This window comes from Actinoplanes sp. NPDC049599, from assembly GCF_044465625.1.
Lineage (GTDB): Bacteria > Actinomycetota > Actinomycetes > Mycobacteriales > Micromonosporaceae > Actinoplanes.
This window is the reverse complement of sequence record NZ_JBITLX010000030.1, coordinates 1-17872: the sequence shown is the minus strand read 5'-3', so window position 1 is coordinate 17872 and position 17872 is coordinate 1. Positions and strand designations below refer to the sequence as shown.

Annotated in this window: 15 protein-coding genes; 6 read left to right on the top strand and 9 right to left on the bottom strand. The window is 73.1% G+C overall.

Annotation, left to right across the window (positions count from 1 at the left end):
* Nucleotides 1–4: 4 nt before the first annotated feature.
* The gene (locus tag ACIBQZ_RS35560) at nt 5–3628 is read left to right on the top strand and encodes a family 78 glycoside hydrolase catalytic domain (protein ID WP_396093249.1); all 3624 of its coding nucleotides are present in this window, start codon (nt 5–7) and stop codon (nt 3626–3628) included.
* Here the strand turns inward: ACIBQZ_RS35560 and ACIBQZ_RS35555 are convergent.
* From ACIBQZ_RS35555 to ACIBQZ_RS35535, 5 genes are all read right to left on the bottom strand, one after another.
* Nucleotides 3616–4653, bottom strand: coding sequence for an ABC transporter ATP-binding protein (locus tag ACIBQZ_RS35555; protein ID WP_396093248.1), 1038 nt, complete (start codon nt 4651–4653; stop codon nt 3616–3618). The two genes, ACIBQZ_RS35560 and ACIBQZ_RS35555, sit on opposite strands and share 13 nt — an antisense overlap.
* Complete coding sequence (locus tag ACIBQZ_RS35550; protein WP_396093339.1) at nt 4650–5441, bottom strand: ABC transporter permease; 792 nt, start codon at nt 5439–5441, stop codon at nt 4650–4652. The genes ACIBQZ_RS35555 and ACIBQZ_RS35550 overlap by 4 nt, the downstream gene beginning before the upstream one ends.
* A complete protein-coding gene (gene modA, locus ACIBQZ_RS35545) occupies nt 5438–6241 on the bottom strand; it encodes a molybdate ABC transporter substrate-binding protein (protein ID WP_396093247.1) in 804 nt (267 codons plus the stop codon). The genes ACIBQZ_RS35550 and modA overlap by 4 nt, the downstream gene beginning before the upstream one ends.
* On the bottom strand, nt 6238–6636 hold the full coding sequence (locus ACIBQZ_RS35540) for a molybdopterin-binding protein (protein WP_396093246.1): 399 nt from the start codon (nt 6634–6636) through the stop codon (nt 6238–6240). Before ACIBQZ_RS35540 ends, modA begins: the two co-directional genes overlap by 4 nt.
* A gap of 62 nt (nt 6637–6698) precedes the next feature.
* Nucleotides 6699–7361 carry a phosphotransferase gene (locus ACIBQZ_RS35535; RefSeq protein ID WP_396093245.1) on the bottom strand — a complete coding sequence of 221 codons (663 nt, stop codon included), beginning with the start codon at nt 7359–7361 and terminating at the stop codon, nt 6699–6701.
* Nucleotides 7362–7581: 220 nt separating this feature from the next.
* Between ACIBQZ_RS35535 and ACIBQZ_RS35530 the strand changes: the two genes are divergently transcribed.
* Together ACIBQZ_RS35530 and ACIBQZ_RS35525 are read left to right on the top strand one after the other, a co-directional pair.
* Nucleotides 7582–8592 (top strand): hypothetical protein, encoded by a 1011-nt coding sequence (locus tag ACIBQZ_RS35530; protein ID WP_396093244.1) that lies wholly within the window; start codon nt 7582–7584, stop codon nt 8590–8592.
* A 33-nt stretch (nt 8593–8625) separates the two neighbouring features.
* Nucleotides 8626–9513, top strand: coding sequence for a siderophore-interacting protein (locus tag ACIBQZ_RS35525; RefSeq protein ID WP_396093243.1), 888 nt, complete (start codon nt 8626–8628; stop codon nt 9511–9513).
* On the opposite strand, the gene ACIBQZ_RS35520 is transcribed toward ACIBQZ_RS35525, so the two are convergent.
* Nucleotides 9510–10316: a PrsW family intramembrane metalloprotease gene (locus tag ACIBQZ_RS35520; protein WP_396093242.1), complete on the bottom strand. Its 807-nt coding sequence runs from the start codon at nt 10314–10316 to the stop codon at nt 9510–9512. The genes ACIBQZ_RS35525 and ACIBQZ_RS35520 overlap by 4 nt on opposite strands.
* Here ACIBQZ_RS35520 and ACIBQZ_RS35515 point away from each other — a divergent pair.
* A complete protein-coding gene (locus ACIBQZ_RS35515) occupies nt 10315–10506 on the top strand; it encodes a hypothetical protein (protein WP_396093241.1) in 192 nt (63 codons plus the stop codon). The genes ACIBQZ_RS35520 and ACIBQZ_RS35515 overlap by 2 nt on opposite strands.
* 1090 nt (nt 10507–11596) lie before the next feature.
* Here the strand turns inward: ACIBQZ_RS35515 and ACIBQZ_RS35510 are convergent.
* From ACIBQZ_RS35510 to ACIBQZ_RS35500, 3 genes are all read right to left on the bottom strand, one after another.
* A complete protein-coding gene (locus ACIBQZ_RS35510) occupies nt 11597–12820 on the bottom strand; it encodes a multidrug effflux MFS transporter (RefSeq protein WP_396093338.1) in 1224 nt (407 codons plus the stop codon).
* Nucleotides 12821–13080: 260 nt separating this feature from the next.
* Entirely contained in the window at nt 13081–14703 is a 1623-nt protein-coding gene (locus ACIBQZ_RS35505; protein WP_396093240.1) for a beta-1,3-glucanase family protein, read from the bottom strand.
* A 172-nt stretch (nt 14704–14875) separates the two neighbouring features.
* Nucleotides 14876–16426 (bottom strand): ricin-type beta-trefoil lectin domain protein, encoded by a 1551-nt coding sequence (locus tag ACIBQZ_RS35500; RefSeq protein WP_396093239.1) that lies wholly within the window; start codon nt 16424–16426, stop codon nt 14876–14878.
* Between the two features lie 318 nt (nt 16427–16744).
* Here ACIBQZ_RS35500 and ACIBQZ_RS35495 point away from each other — a divergent pair, with 318 nt between their 5' ends.
* Nucleotides 16745–16948, top strand: coding sequence for a cold-shock protein (locus ACIBQZ_RS35495; RefSeq protein ID WP_023561244.1), 204 nt, complete (start codon nt 16745–16747; stop codon nt 16946–16948).
* 98 nt (nt 16949–17046) lie between these two features.
* Nucleotides 17047–17781, top strand: coding sequence for a class I SAM-dependent methyltransferase (locus ACIBQZ_RS35490; RefSeq protein ID WP_396093238.1), 735 nt, complete (start codon nt 17047–17049; stop codon nt 17779–17781).
* The last annotated feature ends 91 nt before the right edge of the window (nt 17782–17872 follow it).

Here is a 17872-nt window from a genome sequence, read left to right as displayed (position 1 = left end):
CCGCATGGCCAAGTCCCTATCCCCTCATGTCCGCAGGCCGTTGCTGATCGCCGCCGCCCTCCTGCTCCTGCCCGCGGCCCCGGCCGCCGCGGCGACTCCCGTTCCCCGGGCCGCTGCGCTGGTCACCACCCCGGTCAGCCTGGCCGGCGCGCACTGGATCTGGTACGCCGAGGGCGACCCGGCCACCAGCGCACCCGCCGCGACCCGCTACCTGAGCCGGACGTTCACCGCCCCGGCCGGACCCTGGACCGACGCCCAGCTGGTCGTCACCGGGGACGACACGGTGGACGTCTGGCTCAACGGCAGCTATCTGGCCGGCTCGGCCCGGGTCGCCGACTCCTGGAAGAGCGCCCGCTACGTCGACCTGGCCGCCGCCCTCAAGGCCGGCAGCAACACCCTGACGATCGCCGCGCGCAACACCGGCGTGGGTCCGGCCGGCGTGCTCGGCCGGGTCCGTGTCGCCGCCGCCCAGGGCGTCGTCGACCTGGTCACCGACGGTTCCTGGCAGGCGGCGAACTCGGTGCCGCAGACCTGGACCGCCGCCAAGGACCTCGGCGCGTACGGCAGCGGGCCGTGGCGCAGCGACGTCGGGGCACCGGACCCGGCCGCCGGCTCGCCGGTCACCCTCGCCGGCCTGACCACCGAGCGCCGGACCAACCCGGTCGGGCTGGACGCGGCCAAGCCGCGCTTCGGCTGGCGGCTGGTCTCCACCGCCAACGGCCAGATCCAGGGCCGCTACCAGGTCACCGTCGGCACCGCCGCCGGCGGCGCGGACGTCTGGGACAGCGGCCAGGTGGCCTCCGGGCAGAGCGTGGACATCGGGTACGGCGGCCCCGCGCTGGCCAGCAACCGCACGTACCACTGGCGGGTGCGGGTCTGGGACGCCCAGGGCCGGCCCAGCCCGTGGAGCGCGCCGGCCCGGTTCGACACCGGACTGTTCGCCCCGGCCACCGAATGGCAGGCGGACTTCATCGGCGGCCCGGTCACCGCCGGCCTCACCGGCGCCGAGTGGATCTGGTACCCCGAGGGCGACCCGGCCGTCACCGCCCCGGCCGCCCAGCGGTTCTTCCGCCGCACCTTCGAGCTGGCCGCCGTCGCCAAGTCGACGCTGGTGGTCACCGGCGACGACACCGCCGACGTGTGGGTCAACGGCGCCCGGGTCAGCACCTCGCGGCGGGTCACCGACTCGTGGAAACGGGCCACCACTGTGGACGTCACCGCGCAGCTGCGGGCCGGCGCCAACACGATCGCGATCGCCGCGACCAACAGCACGGAGGGCCCGGCGAGCGTGGTCGCCAAGCTGACCGGCGGCGCCACCACGGTGGCCACGGGCGGCGCGTGGAAGGCCGCCCAGTCCGGCCCGTCGGGGTGGGAGCAGCCCGGCTTCGACGACGCCGCGTGGCCCGCCGCAAAGGTGACGGCGGCGTACGGCGCGGGCCCGTGGGGGACGCAGGTCACGGTGGCGAACCCGGCGCCGTACCTGAGCAAGGGGTTCAGCGTCGGCAAGCCGGTCGCCCGTGCCCGGCTCTTCGCGACCGCGCTCGGACTGCACGACACGTACCTCAACGGCGCGAAGGTCGGCGCCGAGCGGCTCGCTCCAGGTTGGACCGATTACGCCGATCGGTTGCAGTACCGGGCGTACGACGTGACGGCGAGCCTCAAGCAGGGCGGCAACACGCTGGGCGCGCTGGTCGGCAACGGCTGGTACTCCGGCAACATCGGCTTCGCCGGCAGCCAGCGGTACGGCACCTCGCCGTGGTACTCCGCGTTACTGTCCATCGAGTACACCGACGGGACGCGGGCCGACGTCCGTACCGATGGGTCGTGGTCCGCGACGACCAGCGTGATCGTCGCCGACGACCTGTACCACGGCGAGGATCAGGATGCCCGGATCCGGCCCGGTGACGGCACCGCCGTCACCGTCCGGACCGGCGCCCGGCCGCGGCTGGTCGCCCAGGTCGACCCGGGCGTCACCGTGCAGCAGCAGCTCAAGCCGAAGAGCCTCACCCAGCCGAAGCCCGGCGTGTGGATCGCCGACCTCGGGCAGAACTTCGCCGGCTGGAACCGGCTCACCGTCGCCGGCGCGGCCGGCACCCGGGTGACGCTGCGGCACGGCGAGATCCTGAACGCGGACGGCACGCTCTACACCGCGAACCTGCGGGCCGCCCAGGCCACCGACACCTTCACGCTCGCCGGGACCGGCGCGCCGGAGGTCTTCGAGCCGCATTTCACCGTGCACGGCTACCGGTACGTGGAGATCACCGGGATGACACCCACTGTGGACAGTCTGACGGGGCTCGCCGCGTGGACCGACGGGGCCGAGACGGGCACGTTCACCACCAACGATCCGCTGGTGAACCAGTTGCAGCACAACATCCTGTGGGGTGCGCGCTCGAACATGCTGTCGATTCCGACCGACTGCCCGCAGCGTGATGAGCGGCTCGGCTGGACCGGGGACATCGCCGCGTTCGGGGCGACGTCCACGTTCAACTTCGACACCCACGGGCTGCTCAGCAAGTTCGCCGACGACCTGGTCGACGCCCAGCGCGCCGACGGGGCCTTCACCGACGTGGCCCCGGCCGTGATCGACGGCGCGGGCAAGGCCGGCTGGGCGGACGCGGGGGTGATCGTGCCGTACACGGTGTGGCAACGGTACGGCGACCTGTCCGTTGTGGACAAGCACTTCGCGGCCATGGCGAAGTACGTCGACTACCTCCGCTCGACCGCGGGCGCCGACCTGATCCGGGATCACGAGACCTTCGGTGACTGGCTCAACGTCGACGACAACACCCCGAACGACGTGTCCAGCACGGCGTTCTTCGGCTGGTCGGCCCGGCTGCTCTCGCGGATGGCCGCGGCCACCGGGCGCACCGCCGAGGCGACCAGCTACGGCGCGCTCGCCGACCAGATCGCGGCGGCGTTCACCAGCCGTTTTGTCGCCGCGGACGGCACCGTGGGCAGCAACAGCCAGACCGGCTACGTGTTGGCGCTCGCCTTCGGCCTGGTGCCGCAGAACCGGGCGCAGGCGGTGGCGGACAAGCTCGCCGCCAAGGTGGCGTCGCGCAACGGGCACCTCTCGGTCGGCTTCATGGGCGTGGAGAACCTGCTGCCGGTGCTGGCCGCGCACGGGCACCTCGCCACGGCGTACCAGATCCTCCAGCAGCCGGACTATCCCGGCTGGGGCTACCTGAACTCGCGTGGCGCGACCACGATCTGGGAGCGCTGGGACGGGATTCGCACCGACGGCTCGTTGCAGGACGTGGGGATGAACTCGTTCAACCACTACGGCCTCGGCTCGGTGGGGGACTGGCTCTACCGCACGGTGGGCGGGGTGGCCCCGGCCGCGCCGGGCTACCGGCAGGTGCTGATCGCCCCGAAACCCGGCGGTACGGTCACCTCCGCGACCGCGGACCTGGCCACAGGGTACGGCCGGACGCGCTCGGAGTGGAGCCGCGCCGGCACCACCCTGACGCTGAAAGTGGTGGTTCCGCCGAACACCACGGCCATCGTGCAGGTGCCTGTGGCGTCGGGGGCCGCGGTTACCGCGCCCGCCGAAGCGGTGCCTCAGGGGCCGGCTTCCTACAGCTTGCCGTCAGGGAGTTACACGTTCACGGCTCAGGCGGGGTAGCTCGTCGCCTCGGTCGCCTTGAGGCTGGCCCACACCTCACGGCCGGGCTCGAGCCCCAGCTGCACGGCGGCCGCCGGCGTCACGTCGGCGGCCACCGTGACCGGCCCGGTCAGCTCGATGCGCAGCGCGTCGCCGTGCCGGGAGACGGCCGCGACGGTGGCCCGCCAGGTGTTGCGGGGGCTCCCGTCGGGGCGCGTGGCGTAGAGGGCGACCGCGGCCGGCGGGAAGGCCACGAACACGTCGCCGTGCTGCGGGGTCGCCGTGGTCAGGGCGAAGCCGCCGGTCACCCGGACCTGGTCGCCGTCCGCCTGACCGCGGTACAGGTTCAGGCCGACCAGCCGGGCCACGTAGTCGGTGCGCGGCCGCGAGGTGATCGCGGCCGCGTCGCCGATCTGCACCACCCGGCCGTGCTCCAGGATGACGAGCCGGTCGGCCAGCATCATCGCGTCCAGCGGGTCGTGGGTGACCAGCACCGTCGGACCGGCGTGCCCGGCGAGGTGCCCGCGCAGGTGGGCCCGGGTCTCCAGCCGGGTCCGGGCGTCCAGCGCGGCCAGCGGCTCGTCCAGCAGCAGCAGGCGCGGGCCGGTCGCCAGCGCCCGGGCCAGCGCGACCCGCTGGGCCTGCCCGCCGGAGAGCTGCCGCGGCTTCTTGCCGGCGTGCTCGGCCAGCCCGACCCGGCCCAGCAGCTCCGCCGCCGCGAGCCGGGCCCGGGCCCGGGGCACCCCCCGGCAGCGCGGCCCGAACGCCACGTTCTCCAGCGCCGACAGGTGCGGGAAGAGCAGATAGTCCTGGAAGACGACGCCGATGTGCCGGTGCTCCGGCGCGATGCCGTCGATGCGCTCACCGCCCAGGTTGATATGCCCGTCGTCCAGCGCGACGAGCCCGGCCAGCGCGCGCAGCGCCGTCGTCTTGCCGGCGCCGTTCGGCCCCAGCAGCGCCACGACCTCACCGGCCTCGGCCCGCAGCTCGGCATCGAGCGTGAACCCGTCCCGCCGCACGACAAGGTGCGCATCGAGGGCGCTCATGTCACGCCCAGCCAGCGGTCGCGCAGCCCGGCCAGGATCACCACCGAGACCACCAGCAGCACCAGGCTCAGCACGATGGCCGCGTCGAGGTCCTGCTCCAGCGCCAGGTAGACGGCGAGCGGCATGGTCTGGGTGCGGCCCGGGAAGTTGCCGGCGAACGTGATGGTCGCGCCGAACTCACCCAGCGCCCGGGCCCAGCACAGCACCGCGCCCGCGGCCACGCCCGGCCCGATCAGCGGCAGCGTGACCCGCCGGAACGCCGTCCAGCGGCTCGCGCCCAAAGTGGACGCGGCCTCCTCGAACCGGGCGTCCGCACCGCGCAGCGCGCCCTCGACGCTGATCACCAGGAACGGCATGGCCACGAACGCCTCGGCCACCACGACCCCGGTGGTGGTGAACGGCAGGCTGAAGCCGAAGGTGCTGTCGAGCCAGCCGCCGACCAGGCCGCGCCGGCCGAAGACCAGCAGCAGCGCCACGCCGCCGACCACCGGCGGCAGCACCAGCGGCACGGTGACCAGCGCCCGGACCAGCCGGCGGCCGGGGAACCGGGCGCGGGCCAGCAACCAGGCCAGCGGCACGCCGAGCAGCAGGCAAACCACCGTCGCCAGGCTCGCCGTCAGCAGCGACAGCCGCAGCGCCGCCAGCACGCCGGGCTCGGTGAGCCGCTGGGGCAGGGTCGCCCAGGGCGCCCGGATCAGCAGCCCGGCCAGCGGCAGCACGAGGAACGCCAGCCCGGCGACCGCGGGGATCACCAGCGCCAGCGGCGCTCGGGACGGGGGCCGGTTCAGGGTTTCTGGAACCCTGCGTCGATGAGGATCCGCTGCGCCTCGGGGGTTCGCACGAAGGCGACGAAGGCCGCCGCGCCGGCCGGGTTCGGCGCGTCCCTGAGCGCGACGATCGGGTAGTCGTTGATCGCGCCGGCGGACTCGGGGAACTCGACGCCGTCCACGTCGGCCGCCGCGGACCTCGCATCCGTCCGGTAGACCACCGCGGCGTCGACCTCGCCGAGCTTCACCTTGGCCAGCGCGGCCCTGACGTCCGGCTCCAGGGTCACCGGGGTGAGCCGGACGCCGGCCGCGGCCAGCGCCTTGCTCGCGGCGGCGCCGCACGGCACCTGCTCGGCGCAGAGGGCCACCTTGACGCCCGGCCCGGCCAGCGTGGCCAGGGTGGTCAGCTGCCGCGGGTTGCCCTTGGCGACCGCGATGACGAGCTGGTTGCGCACGAAGGTGGCCGGGGCGCCGCCGGCGTCGCCGGCGTCGGTGACCGCCTTCATCGTGGCGGGGCTCGCCGCGGCGAACACGTCGGCGGGGGCGCCGGCGGTGATCTGCTGCGCCAGCCCGGAGCTGCCGCCGAACGAGAACGTCACCTCCGCCGACGGGTTACGCTCCTCGAACTCCGTACCGATGGCGGTGAACGACTCGGTGAGCGAGGCCGCCGCCAGCACCGTGATCGGTCCCGGCACGGTGGCGCCGGCGGACGCCGGGCCCGACGAGACGGCGTTCGGATCCTCGTCCCCGGCCGTGTCGGCGCATCCCGTGGTGGCCAGGAGCGCGGCGACCGCGACCGCGGCCCACCGTCGTGTCGTCACGCGTCGTCCCCCTTCTCCACGACCACGGTCGTGGACTTGATCACCGCGGTCGCCGGGGAACCGACCTCCAGGCCGAGGTCGTCGACGGCCTCCCGGCTCATCAGCGACACCAGCCGGAACGGCCCGGCCTGCAGGTCCACCTGGGCCATCACCGCGTCGCGGGTGATCGCGGTGACGATGCCGGGCAGCCGGTTGCGAGCCGAGGACCGGCGGGCGCCGGTGTCGGGCTCGTCGGCCAGCGAACGGGCGAACGCGGCCAGGTCGACCCCGGAGACCGTGCGGTGCCCGTGGGCGTCGCGCGCCGCCGTCAGCCGGCCGGCGTCGATCCAGCGACGCAGGGTGTCCACGCTGACGCCGAGCAGCACAGCCGCCTCACCGATCCGGTAGGTCGTCACGCCGCCCAGCATAGGGCCGCAGATGCCAGGCAGTCGAGTCGATCCGCCTGGCATCTGCCCGCTCAGAGGTCGCGCAGCTCGGCTTCCAGGAGTCCGGTCAGGTAGTCGTGCCGTGCGCCGCCGACCGGGATGCCGCGGCTCGGCCCCTCCGCCGGCATCAGCACGTAGAGGTGCACCCGGCAGAGCCCGAGCCGGGTCCGGGCGGCGTCGTCCAGCTCCAGCCCGGTCGCGGCGGTGTACCCGCGCAGGAACGGGTTGCCGGGCTCGTCCTCGATGCGGCGGAACAGCGCCGGCGACACCAGGTCGAGCAGCGGGTCGCCCCAGAGGAAGCGCTCGCCGTCGACCAGCCCGGTCAGCCGGCCGTCGGCGGCCTGCACGTTGCCGTCCCAGAGGTCGAAGTGCAGCAGCGCGGGCCGGGTGACCATCGCCAGGGCGGCGTGGTGCCGGGCGGCGAGCGTGCCGATGCCCGGCGGCAGCGGCACCGCCCGGTCGGCGGCGTCGGCCAGCAGCGCGGCGATGATCGCGCCGTACGCGGTGGGCCAGTCGGCGCCGGCCGGGCGCTCGCCGGGGTAGCCGAAGTGCGGCCCGGTGAGCCGGGGCAGGCCGCCGACCGCTGCGCCGAGCTGCTCGCGGACGGTCGCCTGGCCTACCGCAGCAGGCGCGCCTCCGCCGGCGGGCCTACCTTGACCACCAGCTCGCGCCCGTCGGCCAGCCCGGCCCGCCACACCGCCGCGAAACCCCCGCCGGACAATTCAGTGGCAGTGCTGACATCAACCCCGAAAACGGGCCGGAGCCGGTCCACAATCGCGGAAAAGTCGAGATTGCGTTGGGTCGGACTGCGCATGCCGCATTGTGCATCTCGCGCGCTTGGGAAAACCTTGGGGTCCACGAAGGATCAAAGCCAGATCGATGGTGACTTGAGCGCCCGGAGGGGTACACAGGTGCATGACCGTCAGTGACGAACGGCCGGGGTTGGCGGACCTCGGCCGGGACATCACCCCAGGTGTCAACGCCGTTTCCCCGGCAAACCGCCCGGTGCCGCTGGCACCGCCGGTCGGCGTGGACGACATCCCCCGCTATCTGCACGCCCTGCGCCGGCTCGCCGACGCCGATGATCTCGCGGCGGCCCACTCCGGCTGCACCCTCGCCGTCGACGTGGCCGGCCGGCACGGGTCGGCGTCCGGGCTCGCCATGGCGTACTCGCAGCGCAGCTCGGTGGCCCGGCGGATGGGCCGGCTGGCCGATGCGGCCCGGGACGCCGAGGCTTCCGAGGAGCTGCTGGCCGTCTCGGGCGCGGACCCGGCCGGCCCGGCCGCGGCGCTGGTGCTGGCGCGGCGCCTGGCTGTGCTGCTCGACCTCGGCCACCCCGACGACCTCGACCTCGCCGACGGCCTGCTGGTCGAGGCCGGGCTGGCCGGCGACCTGCCGGACGAACCCGAGTTCCTGCTGCTGCGGTATGTCCGGGGCCGCCTGCACACCGCGGCGGCGCGACCCGGCGAAGGGCTGGCCGACCTGTACCGCTGCGGCGAACGGCTGGCCGTGCGGCGCTCCGACCACCCGGGCGTGCTGCCGTGGCGCTCGGCCGCCGCGTCCGTCCTGGTCGGACTCGGCGCGCGGGAGGCGGCCGAGCGGCTCGTCGCCGAGGAGGTCGCCCTGACCCGGCGGCACGGGCTCGCGTCGGCGCTGGGCCGGGCGCTGCGGATCCAGGGACAGGTGCGGCCGGGCGACGCGGGGATGGCCGCCGCGGAGGAGGCGATCCGGGTGCTGCACGGCACGCCGCGGCGCTTCGAGCTGGCCACGGCCCTGGTCGACCTGGGCGCGCTGCTCAACGCCGCGCGCCGCCGGCCGCAGGCCCGACGGGTGCTGCGCGACGGGCTGGAGCTGGCCCAGGAGTGCGGCTCGCCGGCGCTGATCGCCCGGGCCCGAGCGCTGTTCGCGGGGCGCAACCAGCCCTGAGCGGCACTATGAGGATAGGCTAGCCTTACCTCCGTGACGACGACCGTGCGTGCCACGACCCGGACCCGACGCCCCGCCGCGGAGCCCTACCGGCCGTTCGCCCTGCGGGTGTCCCGGGTGCACCGGCTCAGCACCACGTTCGTCCGGGTCACGCTGGCCGGCCCGGCCCTCGCGGAGTTCGCCGGCCACGGCCTCGACCAGCGCGTCAACCTGCTCCTGCTGCCCGCGACGGCCGACCACGAGGCATTCGCCGCGCGCCCGGACTGGCTGGCCGCGTGGCGTTCCGGGCCGCCGGCGTCATGGGCCCCGCTGCGCGTCTACACGGTCCGGGCGTTCCGGCCGGCCGCCCTCGAGGTGGACATCGACTTCACCCTGCACGGCGACAGCGGCCCGGCATCCCGCTGGGCGACCGCCGCCCGGCCCGGCGACCGGGTGGTGATGATCGGCGCCACCCACGGCCACCGGGTCACGGACGTCGCCTGGCGCCCACCGGCCGGCGCCACCCGGCTGCTGCTCGCGGCCGACGAGACGGCACTGCCGGCCGCGGCCGCGATCCTCGAAGGCCTGGACCGGCCGGCCCGGGCGTTCCTGGAAGTGCCGCACCCGGACGACCGCCTGCCGATCGGCGGCCCCGCGACCATCACCTGGCTGGTCCGCAGCGCGGGCGAACGGCTGGAACCGGTGCTGCGCGCCCACCTCGACGCGGTGGCGCCGACGGCCCCGCCCACCGCCGTGGCGCCCGCCGAGGACGACATCTGGGACGTGCCCGAGCACCCGACCGGCAGCTTCTACGCCTGGCTGGCGGGAGAGTCTGGCACGGTGGTGGCGCTGCGCCGGCACCTTGTCGGCGAGCGCGGGGTGGACCGCGCGTCGGTGGCCTTCATGGGCTACTGGAAGCGCGGCCGCGCCCAGCCGAACTAGACGGTCAGCGGTTCGCGGGGCGCGAAGGAGCTGTGCTCGGCGAAGGCCCGGTAGCGGTGCAGGGCCAGGAACAGCCAGCCCAGGCTGAGGATCGCCAGGACGACAAACGCCACCGGCCCGCCGAAGGTGTCCCACGCGGTGTGCATCGCGACCGCCCCGATGAAGGTGGCGATGAACGCCAGCACCTTCTTGCCGGACGGCGACGCCACCAGGGCCCACAGCGCGCCGCAGGTGAGGCCGGTCCACGCGGTGTGCCCGGCCGGCGCCGTGAGCCCGCGGACGAACAGCGTCTCCTGGACCGTGCCGATGTTGCCCTGCGACGACAGCAGCGCGGTGAAGCCGTAGCCCATCGTCTCCAGCGCGGCGAAGCCCATCCCGGAGGCGACCCCGATGACCAGGCCGTCTGACGGCAGCCGGCGGCCACGCCGGGCCAGCAGCGTGACCAGCAGCACGATCGGGACGATCATCTTGGCCGATTCCTCGATGAGCGCGACGAACAGCATCGGCAGGGCGCCGAGGTCGCGCAGCGCGTCGTACTCCAGGGTGCCGGCCACCACGACGCCGATGACGCCGCCGAAGAACGCCGCGACCACCAGCGCCGAGGCGGGCACCTGCCAGTGGCCGGTGCGGGCCTGCGCGAACGTCAGGAAGGCCAGCGGCACCACGGTCGCGCCGAGCAGCAGCAGCGACGGGATGAAGTTCGGGTTCTGGGTCCGTACCAGGGTGCGGAGCACGATGACGTAGAGGACCAGCCCGATGACGAGCACACCCAGCCACGCCCACCGCCGCGAGAGATCACGCATGCCTTGGATCCTCGCGCTAGCCGTGGTCGTGCGCCAGATCTCCGGCGAAACGGGTACCCGGCGCCGGGCCGGGGTGCGCGCGCTGGTCGACGCCGCAGCGGAGTCCCGCGGGCCGGCCAGGCTGATCGGCGGCGGCGCGAGGCACCGACGGATGAGCGCCGGGGGCCTGGAAACCGCCGCGGCGCACTGACGTCCGATGGGGACGGTATTTTGTCGGTTGATCAGGGGCAAGCGGGATCGCCTCTGGTGCTGCTCTCGTGCAGGGTCACCATGGCGGGATCTGCCGGCCAGGCCGGGCCGACCGCACGGTGGCGACCCGACCCGGTGCCGCGGCGACGAGGGCTGTACCTCACGAGCCGGTCCATCGCCGACCCGATGGAGCGGGCCGCGCGTCGCAAGAAGCCAGGCTCAGGGGTCCTCTGCTCCGAGCATCGGCTCACTGGGTCGTAACCGGCGGATCATGGACGTCGGCCGTTGAGCTGGTGAAGGCGCGTTTCGATCCGACGGAGCGCGAGTGGGCGATCTTGGCGCCGTTGTTGCCCGAGCCGGCGGCGTGATCACCGGCAGGGTCCTCAACGGGATCTGCTGGGTGAAACGCGCCCGGCTCACCCATGGCGGACATGCCGCGCGGCACGGACCCTACCGGACCGCCTCCGACCGGTACCGGGAATGGACCGGGACGGCACCTGGGCGAGGCGCAAGCGGGAGGTCATCGCGCTCGCGCAGGCTCAGGCCGACTCGACGATGGTGCCGCCGGCGCCCGTGAAGGGGCTCAGCGGCAAAGACTCGCAGGCACGTCAAGGTCTGGGTCGCCACGAGGTGCACGTCTGTTTCCGACGGCCGAGGCCGGCCCTGCGATCGGCCGGCCCTGCGATCAGCTGGGCCTGCGATCGGCTGGGCCTGCGATCGGCTGGGCCTGCGATCGGCTGGGCCTGCGATCGGCTGGCTCGCTGATCGCCGACAGGGCGGACTCAGGCAAGGTGAAGCGGGCTGGGTTGCGCGTCCGCAAGGTCAGAGCGGTGATCGCCGAGCGATTCGACCAGAAACCCTCGACTGGATCCGCGCCGCACCCGGCCGCCCTACGAAGGTGAACTACGCGACCCGGCCCGACCACCGCGACGGACCTCCCCGCGACCGCCGACGGCCTCATCGGATTGCCCGCGCGCCGGCCGGCCGCCGCTGCCCGGAGACCCCCGAGCCACGTCAGCGCGGCGGGCGGGCCCGGGTGCACGGAGGCCCGGGGTCGGTGGTCGCGGCCGATCGTCCCCGGGCCGGGGTTGTCAGTGGGCGACCGCGACCGCCGGGGTTGCGTCGTCGACCGGCAGTTGCCACGGGCGGACCACCAGCAGCAGCACCAGGTTTGCCGCGACCATGCCGCCCGCGATCACCAGGGCCATGCCGACCGCCGCCGTGCCGAGGATGCCGACCAGCGGTGCCGCCAGCGCGCCCACGCCGAACTGGACCGCGCCGAGCAGCGCGGCCGCCGTGCCCGCCGCCTCGCCGTGGCGGGACAGGGCCAGTGCCGGTGCGTTCGGGAATGCCAGGCCGGCCGAGGCCAGCACCATCCAGAGCGGGATCAGCACGCCGACCAGGCCGCCGAAGCCGGTCGCCGCGAACAGCAGCAGCACCAGGCCCGCGACCGCGCCGCCGGCCAGCGAGGTGACCAGGATCTGCGAGGGCGTCCAGCGGCGCAGCAGCCGCACGTTGAGCTGGGTGGCGGTGATCAGCCCGACCGCGCCGGCGCCGAAGACGAAGCCGAACTCCTGCTCGTTGAGGCCGTACTGCTCCTGGAAGACGAACGAGGAGCCGGAGACGTACGCGAACAGCGCCGCCATCGCCAGGCCCGCCACCAGGATCAGCCCCAGGTAGGCCCGGTCGCCGAAGAGCCGGCCGTAGTCGCGCAGCGTGCCGGCCACGCCGCCGTTGCGCCGCCGCTCGACGGGCAGCGTCTCGGGCAGCGCCAGCGCGGTCGACGCGAGCATCGCGATGCCGAAGAGCGCCAGCACCACGAACACGCCCCGCCAGGACGTCCAGTTGAGGGTGATGCCGCCGAGTGTCGGGGCCAGGATCGGCGCGGCGCCCATCACCAGCATCAGCCGGGAGAGCAGCTTGGCGGCGGCGAGCCCGGTGAACAGGTCGCGCACGATCGCCATCGCGACCACCGCGGCGGCCGCGGCGCCCAGGCCCTGGAGCACCCGCAGCGTGCCGAGCACCGCGAGGTTGGGGGCGATGACGCAGAGGACCGACGCGAGGATGTGCACGGCGATGCCGGCCAGCAGCGGCGCGCGGCGCCCGACGGCGTCGGAGACCGGCCCGATCAGCAGCTGGCCCAGCGCCAGGCCGGCCAGGGTGCCGGTGAGGGTGAGCTGCACCGCGGCGGTGGTGGTCTGCAGGTCGTCGGTGATCGTCGGCAGCGACGGCAGATACATGTCGATGGTGAGCGGGCCGAGGGCGATGAGGAAGCCGAGCACCAGCACGAGCTGCAGCCGCTCCCGGGAGGTCATGCGCTCCCCGGGCGTCTGCGCCGCCTGCGGTGCTGCGAGGCGTTCGGGCGCCTGGGTCATGAGGTGGATCCCATCTGGTCGTCCGGCCGGGTCGCTGTCCAGCGTCCGGCACGGGTACGACAAGTTCCGGCCCGTGGCGGTGATTCCCCGGAAAGCAATTTCGTGCCTCCCGTCACAGTCGCCGGAACATTCGCGAAAAGAGCCGGCGCGCCGACCGAAGAATGGTAATTCGGTTGACGCGCCGGCCCTGCGGTCGCCGATCAGAACGGCGTCAGCACGATGCCCGCCTGCCGCGGGTCGCCGGAGTGCACCAGCGACTCCTGGTTCTGCACGTCGTCGAAGGCGAAGCCGTACGCCTTACCGTCGACCATCTGCTCGTGGATGATCCGCGAGTAGTGGTTGGTCAGCGTGCCCCGGTAGAAGTCGGCCGCCGTGCCGCCGGGCTGGGTGTCCAGCGTGCCCAGCGTGCTGCGGTGCAGCGCCGCGCAGAGGGTCCGGGCGATCGGGCCGACCACCTGGTCGTTCGGTGCGCCCAGGGCCCCGTCGCAGCCCCACACGTTGGCGGTGGAGGGCTTGGTGAAGGACGCCACCGTCCTGCCCGCGGTGTCGGTGAAGTTCATGACGTTGCCCGCGGTGCGCCCGAAGAACTTGGTGTCCGGCCGGTCGCCGAACGGCACCACGGTCAGCGTCTTGCCGGTGTACGCGTTCCACGCCGAGGTGATGTACGGGTCCAGGTACGTCGCGCTGAACGTACCGCTGTCGGCCGCCTTGCCCGGCGCGAGCACCCGCAGGACGGTCCCGTCCGCCCGGGTGTAGACGGTCTTGGAGAAGCCCGGCTGTGCCTTGACCCGGTCGATGACCCGCTGCCGCCCGCCGGCCTTGAGCTCGCCGGTCTTGCTGGTGACCCCGTTGCCGCCCTGCACGGTCACGATGTGCGGCACCGCGAACATGTCCACCTGCGAGCTGTTCAGCCACAGGCCGGAGTCGTTGAGGGTGAACTCGCTCCAGTCGAACAGGATGTCCTTGTTCGGGTCGGCGCCGGCCCACGGCGCGGGCTGGACCAGGCCGTCGGTGCTGAGCCGGAAGTCGAGCTTCTTGCCCAGCGACATGTAGAGCCGGCCGGAGAGGTTCTTCGGCATCTTGATGGTGGTGCTGGCGCCGTTGGCCGGGCCGGGGATCGACACGTCGGGGGCCGGCACCGGGGTGGGCTGGCCGCCGGTCCAGTTGGTGAACGCGCCGGCCGAGTTGACGTAGCCGAGCCGCCCGGTGGTCAGGTTGACGCCGAGCAGGTAGAGGTACACCGCGTCGGAGCGGCCGGTGTTGTTGGTGACCGTGACCGGCAGCAGGTTCGACGCCGGCGGCGGCGACGGGTTGTTCGGCGGCGCCGTGGTCGGGGCGGTCGTGGGCGGCCGGGTGGTGGGCGCGGTCGTCGGCGGTGTGGTCGGCACGACGGTCGGGTTCGTCGTCGGCGCGACCGTGGGTGCGGTCGGGCCGCCGCCGCAGGGCTGGCCGTTGAGCAGGCAGTTCACCGGCGTGCCGCCGGCGCCGACCAGGCCGAACGAGACCTTGCCGCCGGCCGGGACGGTGCCGTTCCAGGCCCGGTTGGTGAAGGTCCGGTGGCTGCCCGCGGCGACCATGTCGGCCTCCCAGTAGCTGCCCACCGTGCCGCCGGCGGGCAGGTCGAACTCGACCTTCCAGGACGTCAGCGCGGACGAGCCGCCGTTGCTGATGGTGACGTCACCCTGCCAGCCGGTGCCCCAGTCGGAGGTCTTGGTGAAGGCCGCGGTCGCCGCGGCGGCGGACGCCGGCAGGGCGATCCAGGTGGTGCCCGCGGCGGCCAGCACGGCGGCCACGGAGAGGATGAGTGTTCGCTTGCGGCGCATCGGGGGGTGCCTCCGGGAGGGGATGTGCGGGGGATACGCCTAATTATTAGGACTCTTAACTGCGAATCCGTTAATTAAGATCGTCATTAAAGTTCTTCTAAAACATTCCGCACACAAAGAGTTGCCCGCCGACCGCGGACAGCGCGATCGGCGGGCAATAACAGTTTTTCGGCTATGCGCGACGCCACTTCTGGTTCGCGCCGCCGGTGCACTCCCAGAGGATCAGCCGGGCGCCGTCGTTGGCGTTCCAGGCGTCGATGTCGATGCACTTGTTCGCCTGCGGGTTCACCAGGTCGCCCGCCGCCGACAGGACGAACTGCTGCGCCGGGTTGCCGCTGCACCCGACGATCTGGATCACCGCGCCGTTCGCCGTCGAACCCCAGGCCACGTCCATGCACTTGTTGTTCGAGGTCTGCAGGGTGCCGTTGACGAAGTTCCACTTCTGCGCGGCGGTGCCGTTGCAACCCCACATCTGCAGCGGTACGCCGTCGGCGAAGTTGCCGTTGGGCACGTCGATGCACTTGCCGTTCAGGTTGCTGATCACCGCGTTGCCGCCGCTGCCGCCGCCGCTGGTGGTCAGCGACAGGCCGTACACGCCGAGGATCTCGTTGACCGGCTGGAACCACATGGTGCCGCCGGACGAGCAGTTGCCGGAGCCGCCCGAGGTGACACCCTGGGCCTGGTTGCCGGAGATCCACGAGCCGCCGGAGTCGCCCGGCTCGGCGCAGGCGTTGCTGCGGCTCAGCCCGGAGACGGCGCCCTGGGAGTACACGATGGTCTCGTTGCGGCCCAGGATGGTGCCGCAGCGCCAGCCGGTGGTGCGGCCCGAGCGGCAGACCGAGCTGCCGATCGCGGCGTCCTGCGAGCCGGCCACCAGCACGTTGCCGCCGGCGTAGTTGTTGACCCACGGCTGCGACGCCCAGTTGCCGTTGGTACGGACCCAGGCGTAGTCGTTGCCCGGGAAGGACGACCCGGCGAAGGTGCCCTGCGCGACGTTGTTGTAGCCCAGGGTCGGGCTGTTCACGCCGCCGCAGTGGCCGGCGGTGACGAAGCCGCCCGCGACCGAGAAGCCGACCGAGCAGAGCGTGTTGCCGTTGATCACGTACTGGTCGCCGCCGCGGATGTCGTACATCGGCTTGGGCGCCTCGGCCGTCTCGACGACCGTGACCGCTCCGGCGCCGCTGTTCTCGGCGAAGGTGCGCGCCGCCGCGGCCTTGCCCGGTGCGGCGGTCACGACGACCCGGTTGGCCGCGACGTCGACGTACCAGCCGCGGATCGCGGTGCTCTTGGCCTTCGCGGCGTTCTTGTCGAGCTTGCCGCGCGCCGCGGTCAGCTCCGCGGCGCTGCGGGTGACCACCTTGGGGGTCGCGCCCTCGGCGCGGACCGCGTCCGCCACGCCGGGGTCGGTGACCGCCACGGTGAGCTTGTCGCCGCCGGCCGGGATCCAGGCGCCGGCGTACGCCGCGCCGAGCCGGGTGCGCAGCCGCTTCTCGACCACCGGGGCGGCGGCCTCGGTGACCAGGCGGTCCGCGATCTGGGCGTCGGTCAGGCGCAGGTCGCGGCGCATCGCGGCGACCATGCCTGGGGCCATGTCGAAGCCGGGGGAAGCCGCGGTGGGCGCGGCGGGTGCGGGTGGCTCGGCGGCGAAGCTCGCCGCCGGGAGGACGCCGAGGGCGGTGAGCGTCACGGTGGCGACGCCCAGTGCTCGGGCAGCACGGGACATGGGGGGTCCTTCCGCTGAACTGGGGGAACTCCGGGGGGTGAGAGCGCTCTCTTGATCGGAGTCTGTCTATTTTTTAACAACCTGTCAAGAAATCGCGAGGATCGTTGTCCATCGATGTCAGCGGCGTGTTGCCACCGGTAGGGCGCAAAACGTGCTAGCTTGGACGAGTTGCCGTTCCGATTTCTCATATTTGCCAGAGCCTGGTGGGTATCCGAACCCACTGGGCTTTTGTCGTAATGAGTCCGGTTTCCTTGTTCTCTACGGGCGGCGACGGAGTTCGCGAGGTGCGAGCTCCCTGTGGTTTCGAAAGGGTTCAGCATGGCTGTCGGCACAGTGAAGTGGTTCAACGCGGACAAGGGCTTCGGCTTCATCACCCAGGACGGCGGTGCGCCGGACGTGTTCGCTCACTTCTCCGCCATCGCCTCTGACGGGTACCGCACTCTCGAGGAGAACCAGCGGGTGGAGTTCGACATCGAGCAGGGCCAGAAGGGCCTGCAGGCGGCGAACATCCGTCCCATCTGACGAACGTCGGCGAGGGCCGTGCCTTCCGCGTCACCGCGGAGGCACGGCCCTCGGTCGTTTGTCCCCCCATCCAGACCCCCTGCGACGAAACGAGTTCTGTGAAGACGTACTCCGGAGCCCCCTACGCGGCCGCGACCCACAGCGCCCTGCAGCGACGACTGCTGCGCAACGCCTCATTCCCGCCGCGGACGCCGAAGCAGGACGCCCTGAAGATGGGCCCCGTGCCGATGGTTCCGGAGGTCCACCTCTTCCTCGCCGAGGACTCCGTGCTGCTCTGGGCCCGGCTCGAGGCCGAGGAGGGCACGCCGCTGCCGGCGCCGTACTGGGCGACCCCGTGGCCGGGCGGGCAGGCTCTCGCCCGCTACGTCCTGGACAACCCGGAAGTGGTCACCGGCCGCCGGGTGCTCGACCTGGCGTCGGGCTCCGGCCTGGTCGCCATCGCTGCCGCGATCGCCGGCGCCGCCGACGTGACGGCCAACGACACGGACGGCTACGCCATCGCCGCGATCCAGGCGAACGCGAACGCCAACGGCGTGGAGATCGCCACCCTCGTGGACGACCTCACCGACGGTGACGGCGAGGACTTCGAGGTGATCCTGGCCGGCGACTGCCTCTACACCGCCGAGGTCGCCGCCAAGATGCTGCCGTTCATCGGCCGCGCGATGCGGCGCGGCGCCACCGTCCTGCTGGGTGACCCGGGCCGCGGTTACGCGCCGGCCGGGCTGCTGCGCACCCTGACCACGTACTCCTCGGCGCCGCTGGTCTCCGGCGAGGACGGCCAGCGCGACCAGACCAGCGTGCTCACCCCGGTGGCTGTGGCCCTCACCAGCTAGTGCAGCACCGCGTTAGTTCGTCGGGGGTGGGAGCCATGCGGTGGGGTCGTTGAGGTAGAGGCCGCAGGCGCAGTCGAGGGCTTCTTCCGGG